17 protein-coding genes are annotated in these 17,533 nt (G+C 58.7%); 10 read left to right on the forward strand and 7 right to left on the reverse strand.

Annotated features, from left to right (window positions below; all coding sequences use genetic code 11):
• Positions 1–5 precede the first annotated feature (5 nt).
• Both yqfB and yebF read left to right on the forward strand, forming a co-directional pair.
• A complete protein-coding gene (yqfB, locus tag ACJ8QF_RS13040; RefSeq protein WP_004927562.1) occupies positions 6–314 on the forward strand; it encodes a N(4)-acetylcytidine aminohydrolase in 309 nt (102 codons plus the stop codon).
• Positions 315–385: 71 nt separating this feature from the next.
• Positions 386–745, forward strand: coding sequence for a protein YebF (gene yebF, locus ACJ8QF_RS13045; protein WP_004927560.1), 360 nt, complete (start codon positions 386–388; stop codon positions 743–745).
• Positions 746–802: 57 nt separating this feature from the next.
• Here the strand turns inward: yebF and ACJ8QF_RS13050 are convergent, their stop codons facing one another.
• The 5 genes from ACJ8QF_RS13050 to mdtH all read right to left on the reverse strand — a co-directional run bounded on the left by ACJ8QF_RS13050 (position 803) and on the right by mdtH (position 5,494).
• Positions 803–1,366 (reverse strand): lipoprotein, encoded by a 564-nt coding sequence (locus ACJ8QF_RS13050; protein ID WP_131164782.1) that lies wholly within the window; start codon positions 1,364–1,366, stop codon positions 803–805.
• A gap of 152 nt (positions 1,367–1,518) precedes the next feature.
• Positions 1,519–3,159, reverse strand: coding sequence for an ABC1 kinase family protein (locus tag ACJ8QF_RS13055; RefSeq protein WP_442537569.1), 1,641 nt, complete (start codon positions 3,157–3,159; stop codon positions 1,519–1,521).
• A gap of 32 nt (positions 3,160–3,191) precedes the next feature.
• On the reverse strand, positions 3,192–3,839 hold the full coding sequence (grxB, locus tag ACJ8QF_RS13060) for a glutaredoxin 2 (protein ID WP_004929629.1): 648 nt from the start codon (positions 3,837–3,839) through the stop codon (positions 3,192–3,194).
• Positions 3,840–3,966: 127 nt separating this feature from the next.
• Positions 3,967–4,215, reverse strand: a complete 249-nt coding sequence (locus tag ACJ8QF_RS13065; protein ID WP_004929632.1) for a hypothetical protein — start codon at positions 4,213–4,215, stop codon at positions 3,967–3,969.
• A gap of 73 nt (positions 4,216–4,288) precedes the next feature.
• Positions 4,289–5,494, reverse strand: coding sequence for a multidrug efflux MFS transporter MdtH (gene mdtH / locus ACJ8QF_RS13070; protein ID WP_021503887.1), 1,206 nt, complete (start codon positions 5,492–5,494; stop codon positions 4,289–4,291).
• Positions 5,495–5,840: 346 nt separating this feature from the next.
• Here mdtH and rimJ point away from each other — a divergent pair, with 346 nt between their 5' ends.
• The 4 genes from rimJ to murJ all read left to right on the forward strand — a co-directional run bounded on the left by rimJ (position 5,841) and on the right by murJ (position 9,637).
• Positions 5,841–6,425, forward strand: coding sequence for a ribosomal protein S5-alanine N-acetyltransferase (rimJ, locus tag ACJ8QF_RS13075; RefSeq protein ID WP_004929636.1), 585 nt, complete (start codon positions 5,841–5,843; stop codon positions 6,423–6,425).
• A gap of 9 nt (positions 6,426–6,434) precedes the next feature.
• Positions 6,435–7,082 (forward strand): YceH family protein, encoded by a 648-nt coding sequence (locus ACJ8QF_RS13080; protein WP_004929637.1) that lies wholly within the window; start codon positions 6,435–6,437, stop codon positions 7,080–7,082.
• Complete coding sequence (locus ACJ8QF_RS13085) at positions 7,075–7,995, forward strand: Gfo/Idh/MocA family protein (RefSeq protein ID WP_004929639.1); 921 nt, start codon at positions 7,075–7,077, stop codon at positions 7,993–7,995. Before ACJ8QF_RS13080 ends, ACJ8QF_RS13085 begins: the two co-directional genes overlap by 8 nt.
• A gap of 106 nt (positions 7,996–8,101) precedes the next feature.
• Positions 8,102–9,637, forward strand: a complete 1,536-nt coding sequence (gene murJ / locus ACJ8QF_RS13090; RefSeq protein WP_325961760.1) for a murein biosynthesis integral membrane protein MurJ — start codon at positions 8,102–8,104, stop codon at positions 9,635–9,637.
• 62 nt (positions 9,638–9,699) lie between these two features.
• Here murJ and argS read toward each other — a convergent pair whose 3' ends face one another.
• Entirely contained in the window at positions 9,700–11,430 is a 1,731-nt protein-coding gene (gene argS / locus ACJ8QF_RS13095; protein WP_015378141.1) for an arginine--tRNA ligase, read from the reverse strand.
• Between the two features lie 830 nt (positions 11,431–12,260).
• On the opposite strand from argS, the gene ACJ8QF_RS13100 reads away from it, so the two are divergent.
• Positions 12,261–12,827 (forward strand): VOC family protein, encoded by a 567-nt coding sequence (locus ACJ8QF_RS13100; RefSeq protein ID WP_004929646.1) that lies wholly within the window; start codon positions 12,261–12,263, stop codon positions 12,825–12,827.
• On the opposite strand, the gene ACJ8QF_RS13105 is transcribed toward ACJ8QF_RS13100, so the two are convergent.
• Positions 12,824–13,972 (reverse strand): MalY/PatB family protein, encoded by a 1,149-nt coding sequence (locus tag ACJ8QF_RS13105; RefSeq protein ID WP_131164776.1) that lies wholly within the window; start codon positions 13,970–13,972, stop codon positions 12,824–12,826. The two genes, ACJ8QF_RS13100 and ACJ8QF_RS13105, sit on opposite strands and share 4 nt — an antisense overlap.
• A gap of 101 nt (positions 13,973–14,073) precedes the next feature.
• Between ACJ8QF_RS13105 and cutC the strand changes: the two genes are divergently transcribed.
• The 3 genes from cutC (at position 14,074) to ACJ8QF_RS13120 (ending at position 17,508) form a co-directional block, all read left to right on the forward strand.
• Positions 14,074–14,832, forward strand: a complete 759-nt coding sequence (gene cutC, locus ACJ8QF_RS13110) for a copper homeostasis protein CutC (RefSeq protein ID WP_004932400.1) — start codon at positions 14,074–14,076, stop codon at positions 14,830–14,832.
• Positions 14,833–15,262: 430 nt separating this feature from the next.
• Positions 15,263–15,667, forward strand: coding sequence for a hypothetical protein (locus ACJ8QF_RS13115; RefSeq protein WP_004932398.1), 405 nt, complete (start codon positions 15,263–15,265; stop codon positions 15,665–15,667).
• Positions 15,664–17,508, forward strand: a complete 1,845-nt coding sequence (locus tag ACJ8QF_RS13120; protein ID WP_442537570.1) for an FKBP-type peptidyl-prolyl cis-trans isomerase N-terminal domain-containing protein — start codon at positions 15,664–15,666, stop codon at positions 17,506–17,508. The genes ACJ8QF_RS13115 and ACJ8QF_RS13120 overlap by 4 nt, the downstream gene beginning before the upstream one ends.
• The last annotated feature ends 25 nt before the right edge of the window (positions 17,509–17,533 follow it).

Here is a 17,533-nt window from a genome sequence, read left to right on the forward strand (position 1 = left end):
CTAAAATGAGCCGTGAAATAACTTTCTTCAGCCGCTTTGAGCAAGATATTCTGGCCGGGCGCAAAACCATCACCATTCGGGATGCCAGTGAGTCGCACTTCGAACCGGGCGAGGTATTGCGCGTAAGCCGCAATGAAGACGGCGTATTTTTCTGCTTTATCGAAGTGCTGTCGGTAACGCCGGTGCGCCTGGACGCGCTGACTGAACGCCACGCACAGCAGGAGAACATGTCGCTCGGCGAATTGAAGCAGGTGATCAAGGAAATCTATCCGGGCCTGGATGCGCTGTTTGTCATCGAGTTCGTCAAACGGTAAACCCTTTGCCGAAACCCTGTTGTGAGCCAGGGATGGGCGCCCGGATAGCGCTAATCACAACGGGAGGAGATATGAAAAAAACGGGTTTGGCTATCGCCTTGTTGGCCATGATGGGAGCATCGACTGCGGTGTGGGCGCAGGATCACGAGCAGCGCGCCGCCAAGGTGGGGCAGTGTGCGGGTCTGCAGCCGGCGGATATCGCCGCCCAGGTCAAGCGCGACTTCTTGCAGAACCGCATCACGCGCTGGGAATCGGACAAAAAGCTGCTGGGTACCGCCACCCCGATCGCCTGGGTCAGCCCGGATGCCATCAGCGGCAAGGATCAGGTGTGGCAGGTGCCGTTGACGGTGCGTGGCACCAAGGCAGATAAAACCTACAACGTGACGCTCAACTGCAACACCGGCGAGATCGCCTACAGCGCGCCGCAGTAACGCTCTTTTGGCAATAAAAAGCCCGCCTGGCGGCGGGCTTGATGTCCCCAGACGGCGTCAGTCGCTGAACGGTATCACCAACTCACCCGGTTTCACTTCCAATCCCTTCGCCAGTTTTTTCGCCAGCGCTTCGGTTTTGCTGTTGTCAGGATTCAGCACATAAGCCGGCTTTTGGTCGAAGTAAGACTTCAGTGACTGGTTCAGATATGGCGTCAGCGCTTTCATCACCGTCTGCATTTTTTCCGGCTGCACGCTGTAATCGGTCAGTTCCATGTCTTTCAGGTAAATGGCGCCCTGTGCGCGGTCGTAAACCGGCTGCGCTTTCAGCGCCAGCTTCAGATCCGCCGCCTGCGGGCCGAGAATCGACGTGATGTTGACCTTGGCGTCGCCGGAAAGGGTGACTTTACCCGGCTCGCTGCGGCCGATCTGGCTTTGCAGCTGCGTCAGCACGATGTTGGCGTCCACCAGGCCGGGCACGCCGATCTGCTTCTGATAGTCGTTATGTTTCTGCAGGTAATCATTCACTTCCTGCTCGCTCAGGGTGTACTGGGTCAGTTGATTGCAACCGGCCAATACGCCGGCGAACAGCAGGGCGGCTGCGCCCATCAGGATCTTCTTCATTAATGCCTCATTGCGACTGCTGGCGAAAAGTGCTGCAGATAATTGATTAATCATTATAAACGTTCCGCCTGCGCGTGAAAACGGCAGGCGGCGATGTGCAGAGGATAGTGCGCGCAAAAACGGGCGACACCTATCGGATAACGCCGAAAGCGTCAGCGCCGCAATCGCAGCGCCAGGAGGATCACGCCGGCCAGGCAGGCCGCGGCCCCCAACAGCGGGAACAGCGGAATGCCCCACAGCTGCAGTGAGGAGTGCATCAGATAAGGCGCCAGGCCCAGGGCGAAAGCGGCGGTGACAATGGCGATAGCCAGGGTGACGGCGGCGCGTTCCAGCGCTTTGCTCAACTGGCCGAGATTACTGACGTTGATATCGGCATTGAGCTGCCCGCGTTTTAGGCGGCGCACCAACAGCCGCAGGGTTTGCGGCAGTTCTTCCCCGGCGTCGAGCGCTTCCCCGCCCAGGGCCAGCAACCGCTGGCGCACGGCGTCAGGGGCATAGCGTTGCAGCACCGTTTGTTGCAGCATCGGTTTGAGCGTGGCGACGATGTCGAAGGCCGGATCCAATCGGTGCAACACGCCGTCGGCGGTGATTAACGCCTTGAACAGCAGCACCAGATCGGGCGGCAGCGCCAACTGGTGTTCACGCGCCATCACCAGCAGGTCGGTCAGAGCCTTGCCCAACGTCAGGGTGGCGGCGGCCTGTTTGTCGAGAAAGTTTTGCGCCGCCAGCTCCAGATCCATCAGATCCAGCGGTTCGCTGTCCGACCAGGCGATCAGCGTGTTGACGATGCCTTCGGACTGACGATCGGCAATGGCCTGCAGCAGCAGAAGCAACTGATTGCGCCGCCGCTCAGACAGTTGGCCCACCATGCCGAAGTCGATAAAGCCGACGCGGTCACCGCTCAGCGCCATGACGTTGCCGGGGTGAGGATCGGCGTGATACAACCGATGCTCCAGCACCATGCTCATAAAGGCGCGCGCGCCGCGTTGCGCCAGCAGCGGGCCGTCAAAGCCCGCCGCCGCCAATTGCTGAGGGTTCTCCGGCGCGGTGCCGGGCAAGTATTCCTGCACTAACAGACGCGGAGACGACCATTGCCAATAGATTTTCGGCACGACCACATCGGGTTCATGCGCGAACATCTTGGCGACGCGATCGCAGTTATGCCCTTCGTGAGTCAAATCCAGCTCGTGATTCAGCGCCGTCGCCAGCGCTCGGACCATCTGCCGCGGCCGATAGCGTGCCAACGCGGGGCTCTGCTGCTCGACGGTTTCCGCCAGCGAGGCCAGCAGCCGCAGATCGGCGTGGATGGTTTTCGCCAAACCGGGCCGCAGCACTTTCACCACTACCTGTTCGCCGTTGTGCAGGCGGGCGCGGTAAATTTGCGCCATCGATGCCGCGGCCAGCGGCGTGCGATCGAATTCGGCAAACTGCTGCTCGGGCTCGCCCCCCAGATCGGCGATGATTTGCGGCGCCAGCGTTTCCCATGGCAACACCGCTGCCTGGCTGTGCAGGCGATCCAGTTCGTCGGTCCAGTCCGGATCCAGAAGATTAGAACGCGTGGCCAGGATCTGGCCGAATTTGACGAAGGTGGGGCCCAGCGCCTCGAGCGCTTCGCGCAGCCGCTCGGGCAGGGTTTGTGCGTCCTGTTGGGCGGATCCAGCGCGGGCGCCGCGCAGCAAAGCCCCCAGGCCCAGCAGACGCAGAACGTCTTGCAGGCCGTAACGAATCAGAACGGAGGTAATTTCCTTCAGCCGCGCCCGATCGCGAGCGGTGGCGAGCACCATTTTCAGCATCAGTACGCCCTATCCTTTGGGTTATTCAAACGTTATTGTTCCATGTCCAGCAGCAACGGCACCTCGCAGCGCTGCGCCATGCGGTTGCGGTAGGTTTCCACGTTCTCCGGCAGCGCAACCCCGGCGACGATCGACAACGAGCGCAGCAGCGGGAACAGGTGGATATCGTCCTCGGACAGTTCGCCGTTTACCGCTTCGGCGGAGACGATCAGCGGTGACAGGGTTTGCAGATCGGCCTCCAGCTGGGTGATCAGATCGGCGCTGTTGGCGAGATGCTCGGCGAAATCACCGATTGACGCCTGCTTTTTATCGATAAAATAACGGCGGGCGCTGTCGGTGGCGAACTCTTCGAAATCGGCATGCGCAATACGCGGCAACAACAATTTTGCGCTGTACCCGCCGACCCGCTGCAGCCACTCGGCAATGGCCGGGTTGGTGCGGCCGGTCAGCACCGGCTTGCCGTCCAGGTTATCGACATAGCGCACGATATCCAGGCTTTCCGGCATCGCTTCGCCGTTGTCTTTGACCAGGATAGGCACCATTTTTTGGCCGATCAGATTGAACGGAGTCGTCTCATCGTCGTTGAGCAACGTGACCAGACGAATCGGCAGACGTTTCAGGCCAAAAATCATGCGGGCTTTAACGCAGAATGGGCAATGATCGTAAATGAACAGTTTCATGCTTGCTCCGGGTTGTCAGGTTTTAACAGCAATAGTTACCACAGCTTATCGAGGCTGTCTTGACGTGCGTGTGTTGGATGGTGCGTTATTGCGATATTGCCCGCGCACCGGCGCGGGCTAGGGGGCGTTATTTCTTGGCCGGTACCGAGTTGAGCACATCGATCAGGTGAATGCGAGCTTCTTCCAGGTCGATTTTGTCACGTTCGTTGGCGGCGGTGACGACCTGCAGCTGTTTGATAATATCGTTTTTCAGGCCGGCGTCGCTGGCGAGGATATGGGCCAGGGCCTTTTCCACCAGGGTGGAACGCGCATAAATCATGCGCAAGTTCAGTATCATATGTTCGAGTAGTTGCGGTAATTTTGCTTCTTCACTCATGCCGACGGGCTCCTGTGGGGGTTTTTACTAACAGGATAGCAGCTGTTGCCGATTCGGCCGGATTTCTATGGCGTTAACCGCCGCGCAGCATCATCGATGCACTGCGCCGCGGGCTGAACTGCCAGTACAGCGCCAGCAACGTAGCGAAACCCACTGCCCCAAGCAGCAACCAGGGTAGCTCCGGCATGTTCATCGTGCGTCCGGTATCGTACATCCAGCCGCCGCCGGTGTAACCTAACGCGCCACCCAGCGCCAGACCAAGGCGGCTAAAGCCCATATAGCTGCCACGCGCACGTGGATCGGCCAGCGAAGCGCTCAGCGTTTCGCGTGCCGGCTCGGCGATGATCGATCCCAGATAGAAGCAGCAGATCAGCGTGAATACGCCCTGCAAGCTGGTGGCGAGACCGATCGGCAGCAGGCTGAGCGTCATCAGCAGCAGGCCCGCCATCAGGCGCTGCTCAAGCCGGAAGTGTTTTTCTCCCCAACGCGCCAGCGGATAGAGCAGCGACAGCGACAGCGCCGCTTCGATCGCGTACATCCATTTCACCGCCGCCGGTGAGCCGGCGATTTCATTGACCACGATCGGCAGCATCAGCATCACCTGTACCGCCAGCATATAGTAGCCGGTCAGCGTCAGGACATAGGTGAGGAAGCGGCGATCGCGCACGACCCGCAACATGCCTTCTTTCATCGGCACGCGCACGGTGGAGATGCGGTAAGCCGGCAGTAGCCAGGCGTTCCAGCCGGCGGCCAGCACGAAGATCGCCGCCCCGACCCAGCAGACAAAGTGGAAGTCGTACTGCAGCAGCCAACTGCCGATCAGCGCGCCGACGACCGCACCTGCGCTGTCCTGCATCATCAGCAGCGAGAAAAAACGGCCGCGTTCGTGCGGGCGGGTCAGCTTGATCACCAAAGCGGTGCGCGGCGGATCGAACAGCGTGCCGCCGAGGGCGGACAGTGCGCAAGAGAACCACAGGATCCAGGGGGCATCGGCCATCGCCATAGTGGCGAAACCGGCGGCGCGCAGCAACATGCCGGTGACGATCATCGGCTTGGCGCCGAAGCGATCGGCGATGGCGCCGCCAAAGATGCCGAGCCCTTGTTGCAGCAGCTGCCGCAAACCCAGCGCGATGCCGACGATCAGCGCCGCCCATCCCAATTGATCGACGAAGCGGATCGAAATAAGCGGAAAAACGACAAAGAAGCCTAAAACCACCAGCAGGTTGTCGAGCAACAGAAAATATTTACCCAAGCTGCGCGCTTGCGACACCAGAGACATGCATCACCATGAGCAATTAAGAGAGAGGGGGAAGGCAACCCCACTATTCTCTACCCAATTGCCGGACGGCGACAGGGGCGGAGTAGATAATATTTTTTTATCGTCAAGGTGTTACCTGTGCTGCAAAATGGGCGGAAAAACGCCGTAAAACGCGTATTCGGCGATTTACTGAGCGACCGAGGTTTTACCTCGGGGGCGGGCTACGGTTATATTGAATGCAGGGAAGTGCGGTTCTGAAGCGCTATTGGCAAAATAAAATCATGCCATCAGATCGGCATCGGATGATTATCCACGCGGCTTCCCAATAAATACTTCTTATCGAACCGTTTTGACTGCGGGGGAAATGATGTTCGGCTACCGCTCTGCATCGCCAAAAGTACGTCTTACTACCGACCGGATGGTGGTCCGTTTAGTGCATGAACGGGATGCCTATCGTCTGGCGGATTATTATGCCGAGAACCGAGCCTTTCTCAAACCCTGGGAGCCGGTGCGCGACGAAAGCCATTGTTATCCTTCCGGCTGGCAGGCGCGTCTGGGGATGATCGCTGAAATGCAAAAGCAGGGCAGCGCCTACTATTTTATCCTGCTCGATCCAGAAGAGCAGGAAGTGCGCGGCGTGGCGAACTTCAGCAACGTGCTGCGCGGTTCGTTTCACGCCTGTTTCCTCGGTTATTCGCTGGGGGAGAAATGGCAGGGACAGGGGCTGATGTTCGAAGCCTTGCAGTCCGCCATCCGCTATATGCTGCGCCAACAGCGCATGCACCGCATCATGGCCAACTATATGCCGCACAACCAGCGCAGCGGCGCATTGCTGACGCGTCTGGGATTCGAACGCGAAGGTTACGCCAAGGATTACCTGCTGATCGACGGCCAGTGGCAAGACCACGTTTTGACGGCATACACCAATAAAGAGTGGCTACCCCCACGTTGAGGCCAAACGATGAAATATGAATTGAACGCCAAAGAGGCTCGGGTTATCGGCTGCCTGTTGGAAAAACAGGTCACGACCCCGGATCAATACCCGCTTTCGCTGAATGCCATTACGCTGGCCTGTAACCAAAAAACCAACCGTGAACCGGTGATGGATCTGAGCGAAAGCGAAGTGCAGCAGCTGCTCGATCTGTTGCTGCGCAAACATTTCTTGCGCACCCTCAGCGGATTCGGCAACCGGGTAGTGAAGTACGAACAGCGGTTTTGCAACTCCGAGTTCGGCCAACTGAAACTTTCGCCCGCCGAACTGGCGGTGATCGCCACCTTACTGCTGCGCGGCGCGCAAACGCCCGGCGAGCTGCGCACCCGTACCAATCGGATGCACGAGTTCAGTGATGTCAGCGAGGTCGAACAGGTGTTGCAACAGCTGGCCACGCGAGAAGATGGCCCGTTCGTGGTGCGCCTGGCGCGTGAGCCGGGCAAGCGCGAAAGCCGATTCATGCATCTGTTCAGCGGCCAGATTGATAAAGCGCCGCCGGCGGCGTTTGAATCCGAGTTCGACGGCGAACTGAGCGCCAGGGTTAGCGCATTGGAAAGCGAAGTGGCGGAACTGAAACGGCAGTTGCAACACCTGTTGGTGAGGGATGCGAATGACTAAATTGCGTGTAGGCGTGGTGGGATTGGGCAGTATCGCGCAGAAGGCTTACCTGCCAATCCTCGGCCAGGCGGCGGATTGGACGCTGGTGGGCGGTTTTTCGCCCAATCAGCAAAAAGCGCAGCCGCTGTGCGACAGCTACCGCATGGCCTGTTTCTCCCGGCTGGACAGCCTGGCCGAACAGTGCGACGCGGTCTTTGTTCACAGCAGCACCGCCAGCCATTTTTCGGTAATAGGCGAGCTGCTGAACCGCGGCGTGCACGTTTACGTCGATAAACCGCTGGCGGAGACGCTGGAGCAGGGCGAGCAGTTGCTTGAGCTGGCCGAGCGGCGAGGCAAAACGCTGATGGTGGGGTTCAACCGGCGTTTCGCGCCGCTTTACCGGCAGCTCAAGCAGCAAATGAACCAGCCGGCCTCCATTCGCATGGATAAACATCGGGCGGACAGCGTCGGCCCGCACGATCTGCGTTTTACCCTGTTGGATGATTACCTGCACGTGGTGGACACGGCGCTGTGGCTGGCGGGCGGCGGCGAGCAACTGCTGAGCGGCAGCGTGCGCACCAACGCCGCAGGCGAAATGCTGTACGCCGAGCATCACTTCGCCTGCGGCGATACGCAGGTGACGACCAGCATGCATCGCCGCGGCGGCAGCCAGCGCGAAAGCGTGCAGGCGGTGACAGACGGCGCGCTGTATCAGTTGACCGATATGCGCCACTGGCTGCGTGAAGATGCGCAGGGCGAGTTGGAACAACCGGTGCCGGGCTGGCAAAGCACGCTGGTGCAACGCGGCTTCGACGGTGCGGTGCGGCATTTCCTTGATGCCGTCGCCAATCAGAGCGCGCCGGAAACCGGCGGCGAACAGGCGCTGCTTGCCCAGCGGGTGGTCGAGCGTTTGCTGCGGGATAACTCTATGTAACATCTGGCGGTAGCTATTCTTTTCCGGATGCGTAAACTGAGCCGATTGTTTCACTGACGCCTGCTGTTGCAGGCGTTGATATTTACGGTACCTATCAGACAACCACATGAACCTACTCAAATCCTTGGCTGCCGTCAGCTCGATGACGATGTTTTCGCGGGTGTTGGGCTTTGCCCGCGATGCGATCGTCGCGCGGGTGTTCGGGGCCGGCATGGCAACGGACGCCTTCTTCGTGGCGTTCAAACTCCCGAATCTGTTACGCCGTATCTTTGCCGAAGGGGCATTTTCGCAGGCCTTCGTGCCGATCCTGGCCGAATACAAAAGCCAGCAGGGCGACGAGGCGACACGCACTTTTATCGCCTATGTCTCCGGGCTGCTGACGCTGGTGCTGGCGGTGGTGACGGTGCTGGGGATGTTGGCCGCGCCCTGGGTTATCTATCTCACCGCGCCGGGCTTTACCGATACGCCCGACAAGTTTGCCCTGACGTCGGCGCTGCTGCGCATCACATTCCCCTATATTCTGTTGATCTCGCTGGCGTCGCTGGTGGGGGCGATCCTCAATACCTGGAACCGCTTCTCGATCCCGGCCTTTGCGCCAACGCTGCTTAACGTCAGCATGATCGGCTTCGCGCTGTTCGCCGCGCCGTATTTCCACCCGCCGGTGCTGGCGCTGGCGTGGGCGGTGGTAGTGGGCGGCGTGCTGCAACTGGGCTACCAGCTGCCGCACCTGCGCAAGATCGGCATGCTGGTGCTGCCGCGCCTCAAATTGGGCGATGCCGGAGTCTGGCGGGTAATGCGTCAGATGGGGCCGGCGATCCTTGGGGTGTCGGTCAGTCAAATCTCGCTGATCATCAACACTATCTTCGCATCGTTCCTGGTATCCGGCTCGGTGTCCTGGATGTACTACGCCGACCGCCTGATGGAATTTCCTTCCGGCGTGCTGGGCGTGGCATTGGGCACCATCCTGCTGCCGTCGCTGGCCAAAAGCTTCTCGAGCGGCAACCACGACGAGTATTCGCGCCTGATGGATTGGGGGCTGCGCCTGTGTTTCCTGCTGGCGTTGCCGAGCGCCATCGCGCTGGGTATTTTGGCCAAACCGTTGACCGTCTCGCTGTTCCAGTACGGCAAGTTCAGCGCCTTTGACGCGGCGATGACGCAACGCGCGCTGGTGGCTTACTCGGTGGGGCTGATGGGGCTGATCGTGGTTAAAGTGCTGGCGCCGGGCTTCTATTCGCGGCAGGACATCAAAACGCCGGTCAAGATCGCTATCATCACGCTGATCATGACGCAGGTGATGAACCTGGCGTTTATTGGTCCGCTGAAGCATGCCGGCCTGGCGCTGTCGATCGGCTTGGCGGCTTGCCTGAACGCCTCGCTGCTGTATTGGCAGCTGCGCAAGCAGAAGATCTTCCAGCCACAGCCGGGTTGGGCGCTGTTCCTCACTAAGCTGGTGATCGCTGTGCTGACGATGTCGGCGGTGCTGATTGGCGTGATGTGGCTGATGCCGGCCTGGGATCAGGGCAATATGCTGGAACGTTTGCTGCGTTTGGCTGCGGTGGTGGTGGCCGGTGTGGTGGCCTACTTTGGCGTGCTGGCCGGGTTGGGCTTCCGCCCGCGTGATTTTGCGCGCCGCGTCGCCTGAGCCGAATGCAAGAACAAAAAAAGGTCGCCTTGGCGACCTTTTTACTTTCCGCACGGTGCGGCTTACATACGTTCGACGGTTTCGATGCCCAGCGTATCCAGGCCGGTTTTCAGCGTTTTAGCGGTCAGCAGCGCCAGCTTCAGGCGGCTCTGACGGGTTTCTTCGCTGTCGGCGTTCAGGATCTGGCAGTGCTCGTAGAAGCCGGAGAATAAGCCGGCCAGATCATACAGGTAGCTGCACATGACGTGAGGCGTGCCTTCACGTGCGACGGTGGTGAGCACCTCTTCGAACTGCAGCAGGCGGGTAGCCAGCGCAATCTCACGCTCTTCGGTCAGCGTCAGCGGCAGTGTCAGGCTGCTTTCGTCGATCCCGGCGCGCTTGAATACCGATGCCACACGGGTATAGGCGTATTGCATATAAGGCGCGGTATTGCCCTCGAAGGCCAGCATGTTGTCCCAGTCGAAGACATAGTCGGTGGTGCGGCTTTTCGACAGATCGGCGTATTTCACCGCGCCGATGCCGACCACGCGGGCCACGGTCTTCATTTCGTCTTGCGGCATATCCGGGTTTTTGCCGGCGATCAGCTGTTCGGCGCGTTCGATGGCTTCATCCAGCAAATCGGAGAGCTTCACCGTGCCGCCCGAGCGGGTTTTGAACGGCTTGCCGTCTTTGCCCAGCATCATGCCGAACATGTGGTGTTCCAGCGAGACGGACTCCGGCACGTAACCGGCCTTGCGCACGATGGTCCAGGCCTGCATCAGGTGCTGATGCTGGCGGGAGTCGATGTAATACAGAACGCGGTTGGCGCCCAGAGTTTCGTAGCGATACTTGGCGCAGGCGATATCGGTGGTGGTGTAGAGGTAGCCGCCATCCTTTTTCTGGATGATGACGCCCATCGGGTCGCCGTCCTTGTTCTGGTATTCGTCGAGGAACACCACGGTGGCGCCTTCGCTTTCCACCGCCAGCCCTTTGGCTTTCAGATCGGCGACGATGCCCGGCAGCATCGCGTTATACAGGCTTTCGCCCATCACGTCGTCTTCGGTCAGCGTCACGTTCAGACGGTTATAGGTCAGCTGGTTTTGCGCCATGGTGATGTCGACCAGCTTGCGCCACATTTTCAGGCAGTACTGATCGCCGCCCTGCAGCTTCACGACGTAAGCGCGCGCGCGCTCGGCGAACTCGGCGTCTTCGTCGTAGTGTTTCTTGGCTTCGCGATAGAACTGTTCCAAATCGGACAGGCCCATGTCGCTGGCGTTTTCGTTCTGCATTTTTTCCAGGTAGGCAATCAACATGCCGAACTGAGTGCCCCAGTCACCGACGTGGTTGGCGCGAATCACTTTATGGCCCAAAAACTCCTGGGTACGCGCCGCGGCGTCGCCGATGATGGTGGAGCGCAGGTGGCCGACGTGCATCTCTTTCGCCACGTTCGGTGCGGAGTAGTCGATAACGATGGTTTGGGGCTCAACCGGCGCAATGCCCAGCTTCGGTGCGTTCAGCACCTGATCGGCCTGGCGGGCGACCCAATCGCTGTTCAGGAAAATGTTGATAAAGCCGGGACCGGCGATTTCCACTTTACCGGCGACGTCGCCGAGATCCAGCAGTTGCACCACTTTTTCCGCCAGCTGACGGGGCGGCATGCCCAGCTTTTTGGCGACTGACATCACGCCGTTGGCCTGGTAATCACCAAACTGCGCCTTGGCGGAAGGGCGGACCTGCGCTTCGCAATCGGCTGGCGCGCCAGCGGCGATCAGCGCCTGGCTGACTTTATCTGAAAGAAGAACCTGAATATTCACCGGGTTACCTTAATGACGAACGAGGGGCTGAAGCCAGCCCCTGCGGGATTCAACGGTGGCGGGCGCGATGGGCGACCGCCACAAAACAGCCTGTAATTGTAACCGATCTGACGGAGCCCGTCAGCAGTTGGCGCGGCCGCTGCGTTGAAACAGTTGTCGAGGGCGGCGCGTTGATTGCCGGAAGGTGAAAGCAGAATGATCTGAACAGAATGTACGAAGGGGAGAGTTGCGAAGCTAGCGCTTTTTATTGCGGCGACCGGCATCCAGCGTGTTGGCACTGCGTGATTTGAAATGACGGTAGATGGCGTATACGGCGATAATTATCAACACCAAGGATATCGTCAGCAATAACATAATGATCATCTCGAATTTAAATTTCCTCCAAAGTAGCTGAGTTGTCTTGGTGAATCAATTGCCCGGGGGTAAATTAAGATAATCCTTAGTTTCACATCAATTAATGGGGTTTATTATCTTCTTTTACAATAGGTTGTGCTTATGGTTTTATGTGGTTTCGATAAGTGGATCAGGTTTGATTAAACCAGACTATTCAATCGAGTTGACCAATGGACTGCAGAGAGTTTTGTGCAAAATAACTTAAATCATAGCGTCATGAAGAAAAGGTATAATGGCTTGCGAAAAATCTTATTTTTTATTTTTCTGTTGCTTTAATAAGCAGTCATCTTAATAAGGGACTGGTTTTTTTATTCTCCCCGTCCGCAATCAAAAATCATTCTGAACTGCCGCCGAAAAACGTCGTAACGGTGGCGAGCGCTGCCGCCACCGTGTAAATTACCGCGTTTAACTTTGCGCTCCGTTGTTTTGAGGTTTCTATGACCACTCCCTTGCAGGCCATTGCCGAGCTTGACGATCTGAAGCTCGATTTGCCGCGTTTCGAGCAGGCGCTGCATCAATTCGCCGCCAAATTGCGGCTTGACCTGGCCGCGTTCACCGCCGATCACATCTCCCTGCGCTGTCACCAGAATGCCACCGCCGAACGTTGGCGCCAGGGGCTGATGCAGTGCGGGACACTGCTATCCGAATCGATGATCAACGGGCGGCCTATCTGTCTGTTCGATTTGTCTCAGCCGCTGGCCGTAGGGCCGTGGCGGATAGACTGCATCGAGCTGCCGTATCCTGGGGAGAAACGCTATCCGCACGAAGGCTGGGAACACGTCGAATTAGTGCTCAGTGGCGATCCTCAGACGCTGTACGCTCGGGCTTTGAGCCACCTTGCCGATGAAGCATTGTTGGCGCCGGGGATCAAGCTGAAGCAAAGCTCGCCAAAAGGCGAGGGCGAGCGGCTACCGAACCCGACGCTGGCCATCACCGACGGAACGGTCACGATCAAGTTTCATCCGTATTCCATTCGAGACATCGTCGCCAGCGAACAAGGTTAGCCAGGCAGCGCCGCACAGGCGCGCGCCATGCGATCGAGCGCTTCATCGAGCAGGGCCCATCGGCAACCAAAGTTAAGCCGTACAAAGCGCCGATCGCCGAAGTCCAGGCCGGCGCTTAGCCCAACGCCCGCACGTTCGAAGAACTGATGCGGGTTATCTACCGGCAGCGCGCTGCAGTCTATCCAGGCCAGGTAGGTGGCCTCGACGGGCAGCAACGTCAATCCCGGCATGGCGTTGATACGTTTTGTCAGCCGATCGCGATTGGCGCGCAGATAAATCAACTGCTCATCCAGCCAGGGTTGTCCGTATTGATAAGCCGCCTGCGCCGCCACCAGCGCCAACAGATTGACCTCCGGCACGATGCCGCTGCGCGCGCGTTTCAGCTTTTGTCGCAATGCTTCGTTGGGAACGATCGCCATTGAGGCGCCGAGCCCTGCGAGATTAAACGTCTTTGACGGTGACATCAGCGTCACGCTGCGTTGGGCCGCGTCTTCATTCAGGGTGGCGAAGGGGATATGCCGCGCGCCGGGCTCAAGCAGCAGTTCGCAGTGGATTTCATCCGAACAGACGATTAAATCGTGTTCGCGAGCGAACTGATGGTGCTGCAACAACTCCTCTCGGCGATACACGGTGCCACCGGGGTTCTGCGGGTTGCACAGCAACAGGAGTTTTTCGTTGCCGTTGAGCTGATCATGCATCGAGGAAAAATCCAGTCCCCAACGCTGGTTGACCGCTGTTAGCGATACCGGAAGGTGTTTACGCCCGGCGAATTTGGCCGCTTTGCGAAACGGCGGATAAATGAGCGAGGGGGCCAGCGTGCTCTGATGTTCTTCGGTGCAGGCCCGTACGCACAGGTTCAGGCCACACACCAGGCCAGGCAGGAAAATGATCCATTCAGGCTTGATGTGCCAATCGTAGCGCTCTACCATGCGGCGGGTAAAAACCTCAACAAGATCAGGGGATGGGTGGGTGTAGCCGAATACGCCGTGTGCTACGCGGCGCTGCAAGGCTTCGATCACCGCCGGCGGTGAGGTGAAATCGCTGTCGGCGACCCAAAGCGGGATGATGTCGCTGCCGCGATATTTATCCCACTTAACGCTGTCACTGTGACTGCGGTCTACCCATTGATCAAAATTGAATGCCATAGTGATAACCCTGAGCCGGTTTATGCCTATGCATGAGCCTACGTGAGAAATGAAGAAATGAACAATTGCCGCCGTATGTTGGCCGTTATCTGGGGGTGACAATGATAAAACTGGAAGTTTGTTGCTTTAGCGTCGACTGTGCGCTGACGGCCGAACGGGCGGGCGCCGATCGCATCGAGTTGTGCGCCAGCCAGAGCGAAGGGGGATTGACGCCGAGCTATGGCACGTTGCGTCTGGCGCGTGAGCGGGTTTCGATCCCGGTGCATCCGATCGTTCGCCCACGCGGTGGCGATTTCTGCTACGGCGCGGTGGATTTCGAAGTGATCAAACAAGATATCCGCCAAATTCGCGAGATGGGGTTCCCCGGCGTGGTGGTTGGCATGCTGGACGACGAAGGGCACATCGATCTGCCGCGTATGCGCGAAGTGATGAGGCTGTGCGAGGGCATGGCGGTGACGTTCCATCGCGCGTTCGACATGTGCCAGAATCCAATGGTGGCGCTGGAGCAACTGACCGAGCTGGGGGTGGCGCGCATTCTGACCTCCGGCCAGCAGCAGAGCGCCGAACTTGGCCTGCCGTTGCTGCGCGATTTGCGCCAGGCCAGCCAGGGCCCGGTGATCATGGCGGGTGCCGGCGTGCGCCTCAGCAATCTGCACAAGTTTGTCGATATCGGCCTGCATGAACTGCACAGCTCTTCCGGCCATCTGGTGCCGTCGACCATGCGTTATCGCAAGGCGGGCGTCACCATGTGCTCCGATAACGAGTTTGACGAATTTAGCCATTATTGCGTGGATGGCGAAATGGTGGAGGCGATGAAAAACGCGCTGGCCTTGGTTGATCCTCTGGCGCAAAGCGCATAAGCACGCAGTTAGCCGCGTTTGACAACCGGTTTCCGGGCCGTAAGACCCCTTTGCGTGTCACTGAGCCCTCGGCGATCACGCAAGTACCAGGCCCCGGCGTTTTGCCGGGGCTTTTTTTAGGTTTTGTAAAGACCATTCGCCCGTTTCAACCTGGTATCTCGGTCGACCAACCCCCCATCTCTTCTTGCGATTGTCATGTCCTGCTGATAAGTTTGTGAGTTAAAATCCTTTAAATATCATAATATTAAATGATTTTTTGATATGTATTGATGCAGTAAATGATTGGCGCCATGCCTCTCAATGCTGCGTCTGCATTTTCATGTCCGAACACAGCTTGGCTGATGGCCGGAACATCACAGCATCAATGAGGAGAGCCGTCAGCTCGATTGCAGAGCGCGTTGGCGGCGGACTTAACAAGGAGATAATGATAATGACCCGAACGGCACACTGTTGGACCGCGGCGCTTTTACTGACGTTGGCCCTGACCGGCTGCCAGACCGCCAAGCGGCCCGTTTCTACATTGAGTAAGCCGCCCAGCGCAGAAGAAATTGCGGAGCAAGATAAGCGGCAGCGTGAGGCCGAGCGCATGCAACAGTGCCAGCGCGAACTGGATGCCATGCGCGGCATGGATAATGAGAAATATCAGAAATTCAAACGCGAGTTCGATACCTTGATGAGCGGCGCCGCGCAGTATGCCGGGGTACGCCAGCGGGTCAATACGGGCACGCAGGAAACCGTCGACGCGCTGTATCGTTATCGCACCAGCCGCCTCTGCGCAGACATCAGTTCTGCCATGATGACCGGCCTGGCTGAGCGCGGAGAACGCGCCCAATGACCCCTCGAGCAAGAAAGGCATTACTGAGCCTGATGATACCGCTGGCGTTTGCGCCGGCGGTGGCCGCGGCGGATGACGATGTGCCGGCGTTATTGCAGTTTGCCGAGCGTTATCAGCGGCAGGACGCACCGGCGGCTGATACCGTGGTTACCCCATCTCAGGAAACCCAAAAGCCGGCGTCCCGGCCGGTTCAGATTCGTGAAACGGCTGCGCAGAGAAAGCAACTGACGCAGTTGCAAAAGACGCTGCGTGAGAAAGAGACTCGATTGGAACAACAGCAAGCCGCTATTCAATCACTGCAGCAGGAGCTGACCGCGCTGCGCGTTGCGTCATCCCTGACGGCTGCCGATAAACCGGCACCTGCTCCCGATCTGAGCGCCTTGAGCGACTTCGCCAGTGGCGTGCGACAGGCGCTGAACCTGACGCCGCAGGAGCGCAAGGCTCAGGCGCAGATCGCCGAAGCGCAAGCCGCGTTAGCGCGGCAAAAGCAACAAACCGCGGAGCGAGATCGGCGCATTGCCTTGCTGGAACAACGGCTGGCGGCCTTGCCTAAACCGGCGGAAAACGTTCGGCAGCAGGTTTGGGAGGAGAAGCTGGCGGCGGCGCAAACCGCCAACGATAAAGCGCGTCAGCGTTATGAGCAGGACAAAAAAGCGGCCGCCGCTGAGCTGGAACGACAGAAGGCCGAAGCCGCCAAGTTGACAGAGGAACTGCAGCGGCAGCTGGCACAACTGCAGAAAGAACAGGGTGTCCAACGTCATCAGGCCGAACAACAGGAGAAAAACCTGAAGATGGCGCTGGAGCAGCAAAAGACCGAGACCGCCAAAGCGACGGGGGAACTTCAGCAGCAACTGGCAGCGCTGCAAAAAGAGCGTGATGGCCAACGCCAGCAGGCCGAGCAGCAAGAGAACAGCCTGAAGGCGGCGCTGGCAAAGCAGGCGATAGAAGCCGCCAAAGTGACGGAGGAACTGCAGTGGCAGTTGGCGCAACTGCAGGAAAAAAACAAAACGCAAACCGTGCAGGCCAAAACGCTGGAACAACGTCTGGCGGCGGTGACGGCGGAAAGCGCGCAGGCAGCGCAGAAGAGGGATGAAGCGACGCAACGGGCGGATAAAACGGCGGCGGAGCTGGCTGCCGCCCATCAGGCTCAGCAAGCTTTGCAAGACGAATTGAGCGGGCTGAGATCGCGGGCCAAATGGTTGCCGGAGGTGAAAACGCTGAAGAAAAAGCCGGAACAACAGAGCTATGCTGCCGGCGTCGCCCTGGGGCGCGACATTCAAACGATGCTGGCGGAGCGTAAAAATTGGGGCATCACACCCGATAAAACTGTGTTGCTGGCGGGCGTAATTGATACCTTCAACGGCCATTACCAGTTGAGCGATGCGCAGCTGGCCAGCGCATTGGCGGAGTCGGAAAAAGCGGTAAACGACGCCAGAAGCCAGGCGGCGAAGAGGCAAACCAGCAAAGGCGAAGCGTTCGTTGCCGAGTTCAAAAAGAAGAAGGGCACGCAGAAATCGCCTTCCGGCTTCTGGTATCGCATCGATTATACGGGTGATGAAACCATTGCGGAAAACGCGCGGGTGGATATCGTGGTGAAAGAGAGCTTGACCGACGGCAGCGTGATCCAGGATATGGATCGCAGTGGAAAGGTGATGTCTCAGCCGCTTTCCGCCTATCCGCCGTTGTTCCGCGAGGCGATCGGCCATCTGAAAAATCACGGTTCGCTGACGATGGTGGTGCCGCCGGAGTTGGCGTACGGTGAAACGGGCTATGCGCCGCAGATCCCGCCGAACGCGACGATGGTGTATGAGCTGCGGATTGTCGATGCCAGCAACGGGTAAGTTGAGGCCGGCGCAGGCCGGCCCG

Origin of the sequence: Serratia sp. CY81684 (assembly GCF_052166595.1) — a bacterium.
Classification (GTDB): Bacteria; Pseudomonadota; Gammaproteobacteria; order Enterobacterales; family Enterobacteriaceae; genus Serratia; species Serratia nematodiphila.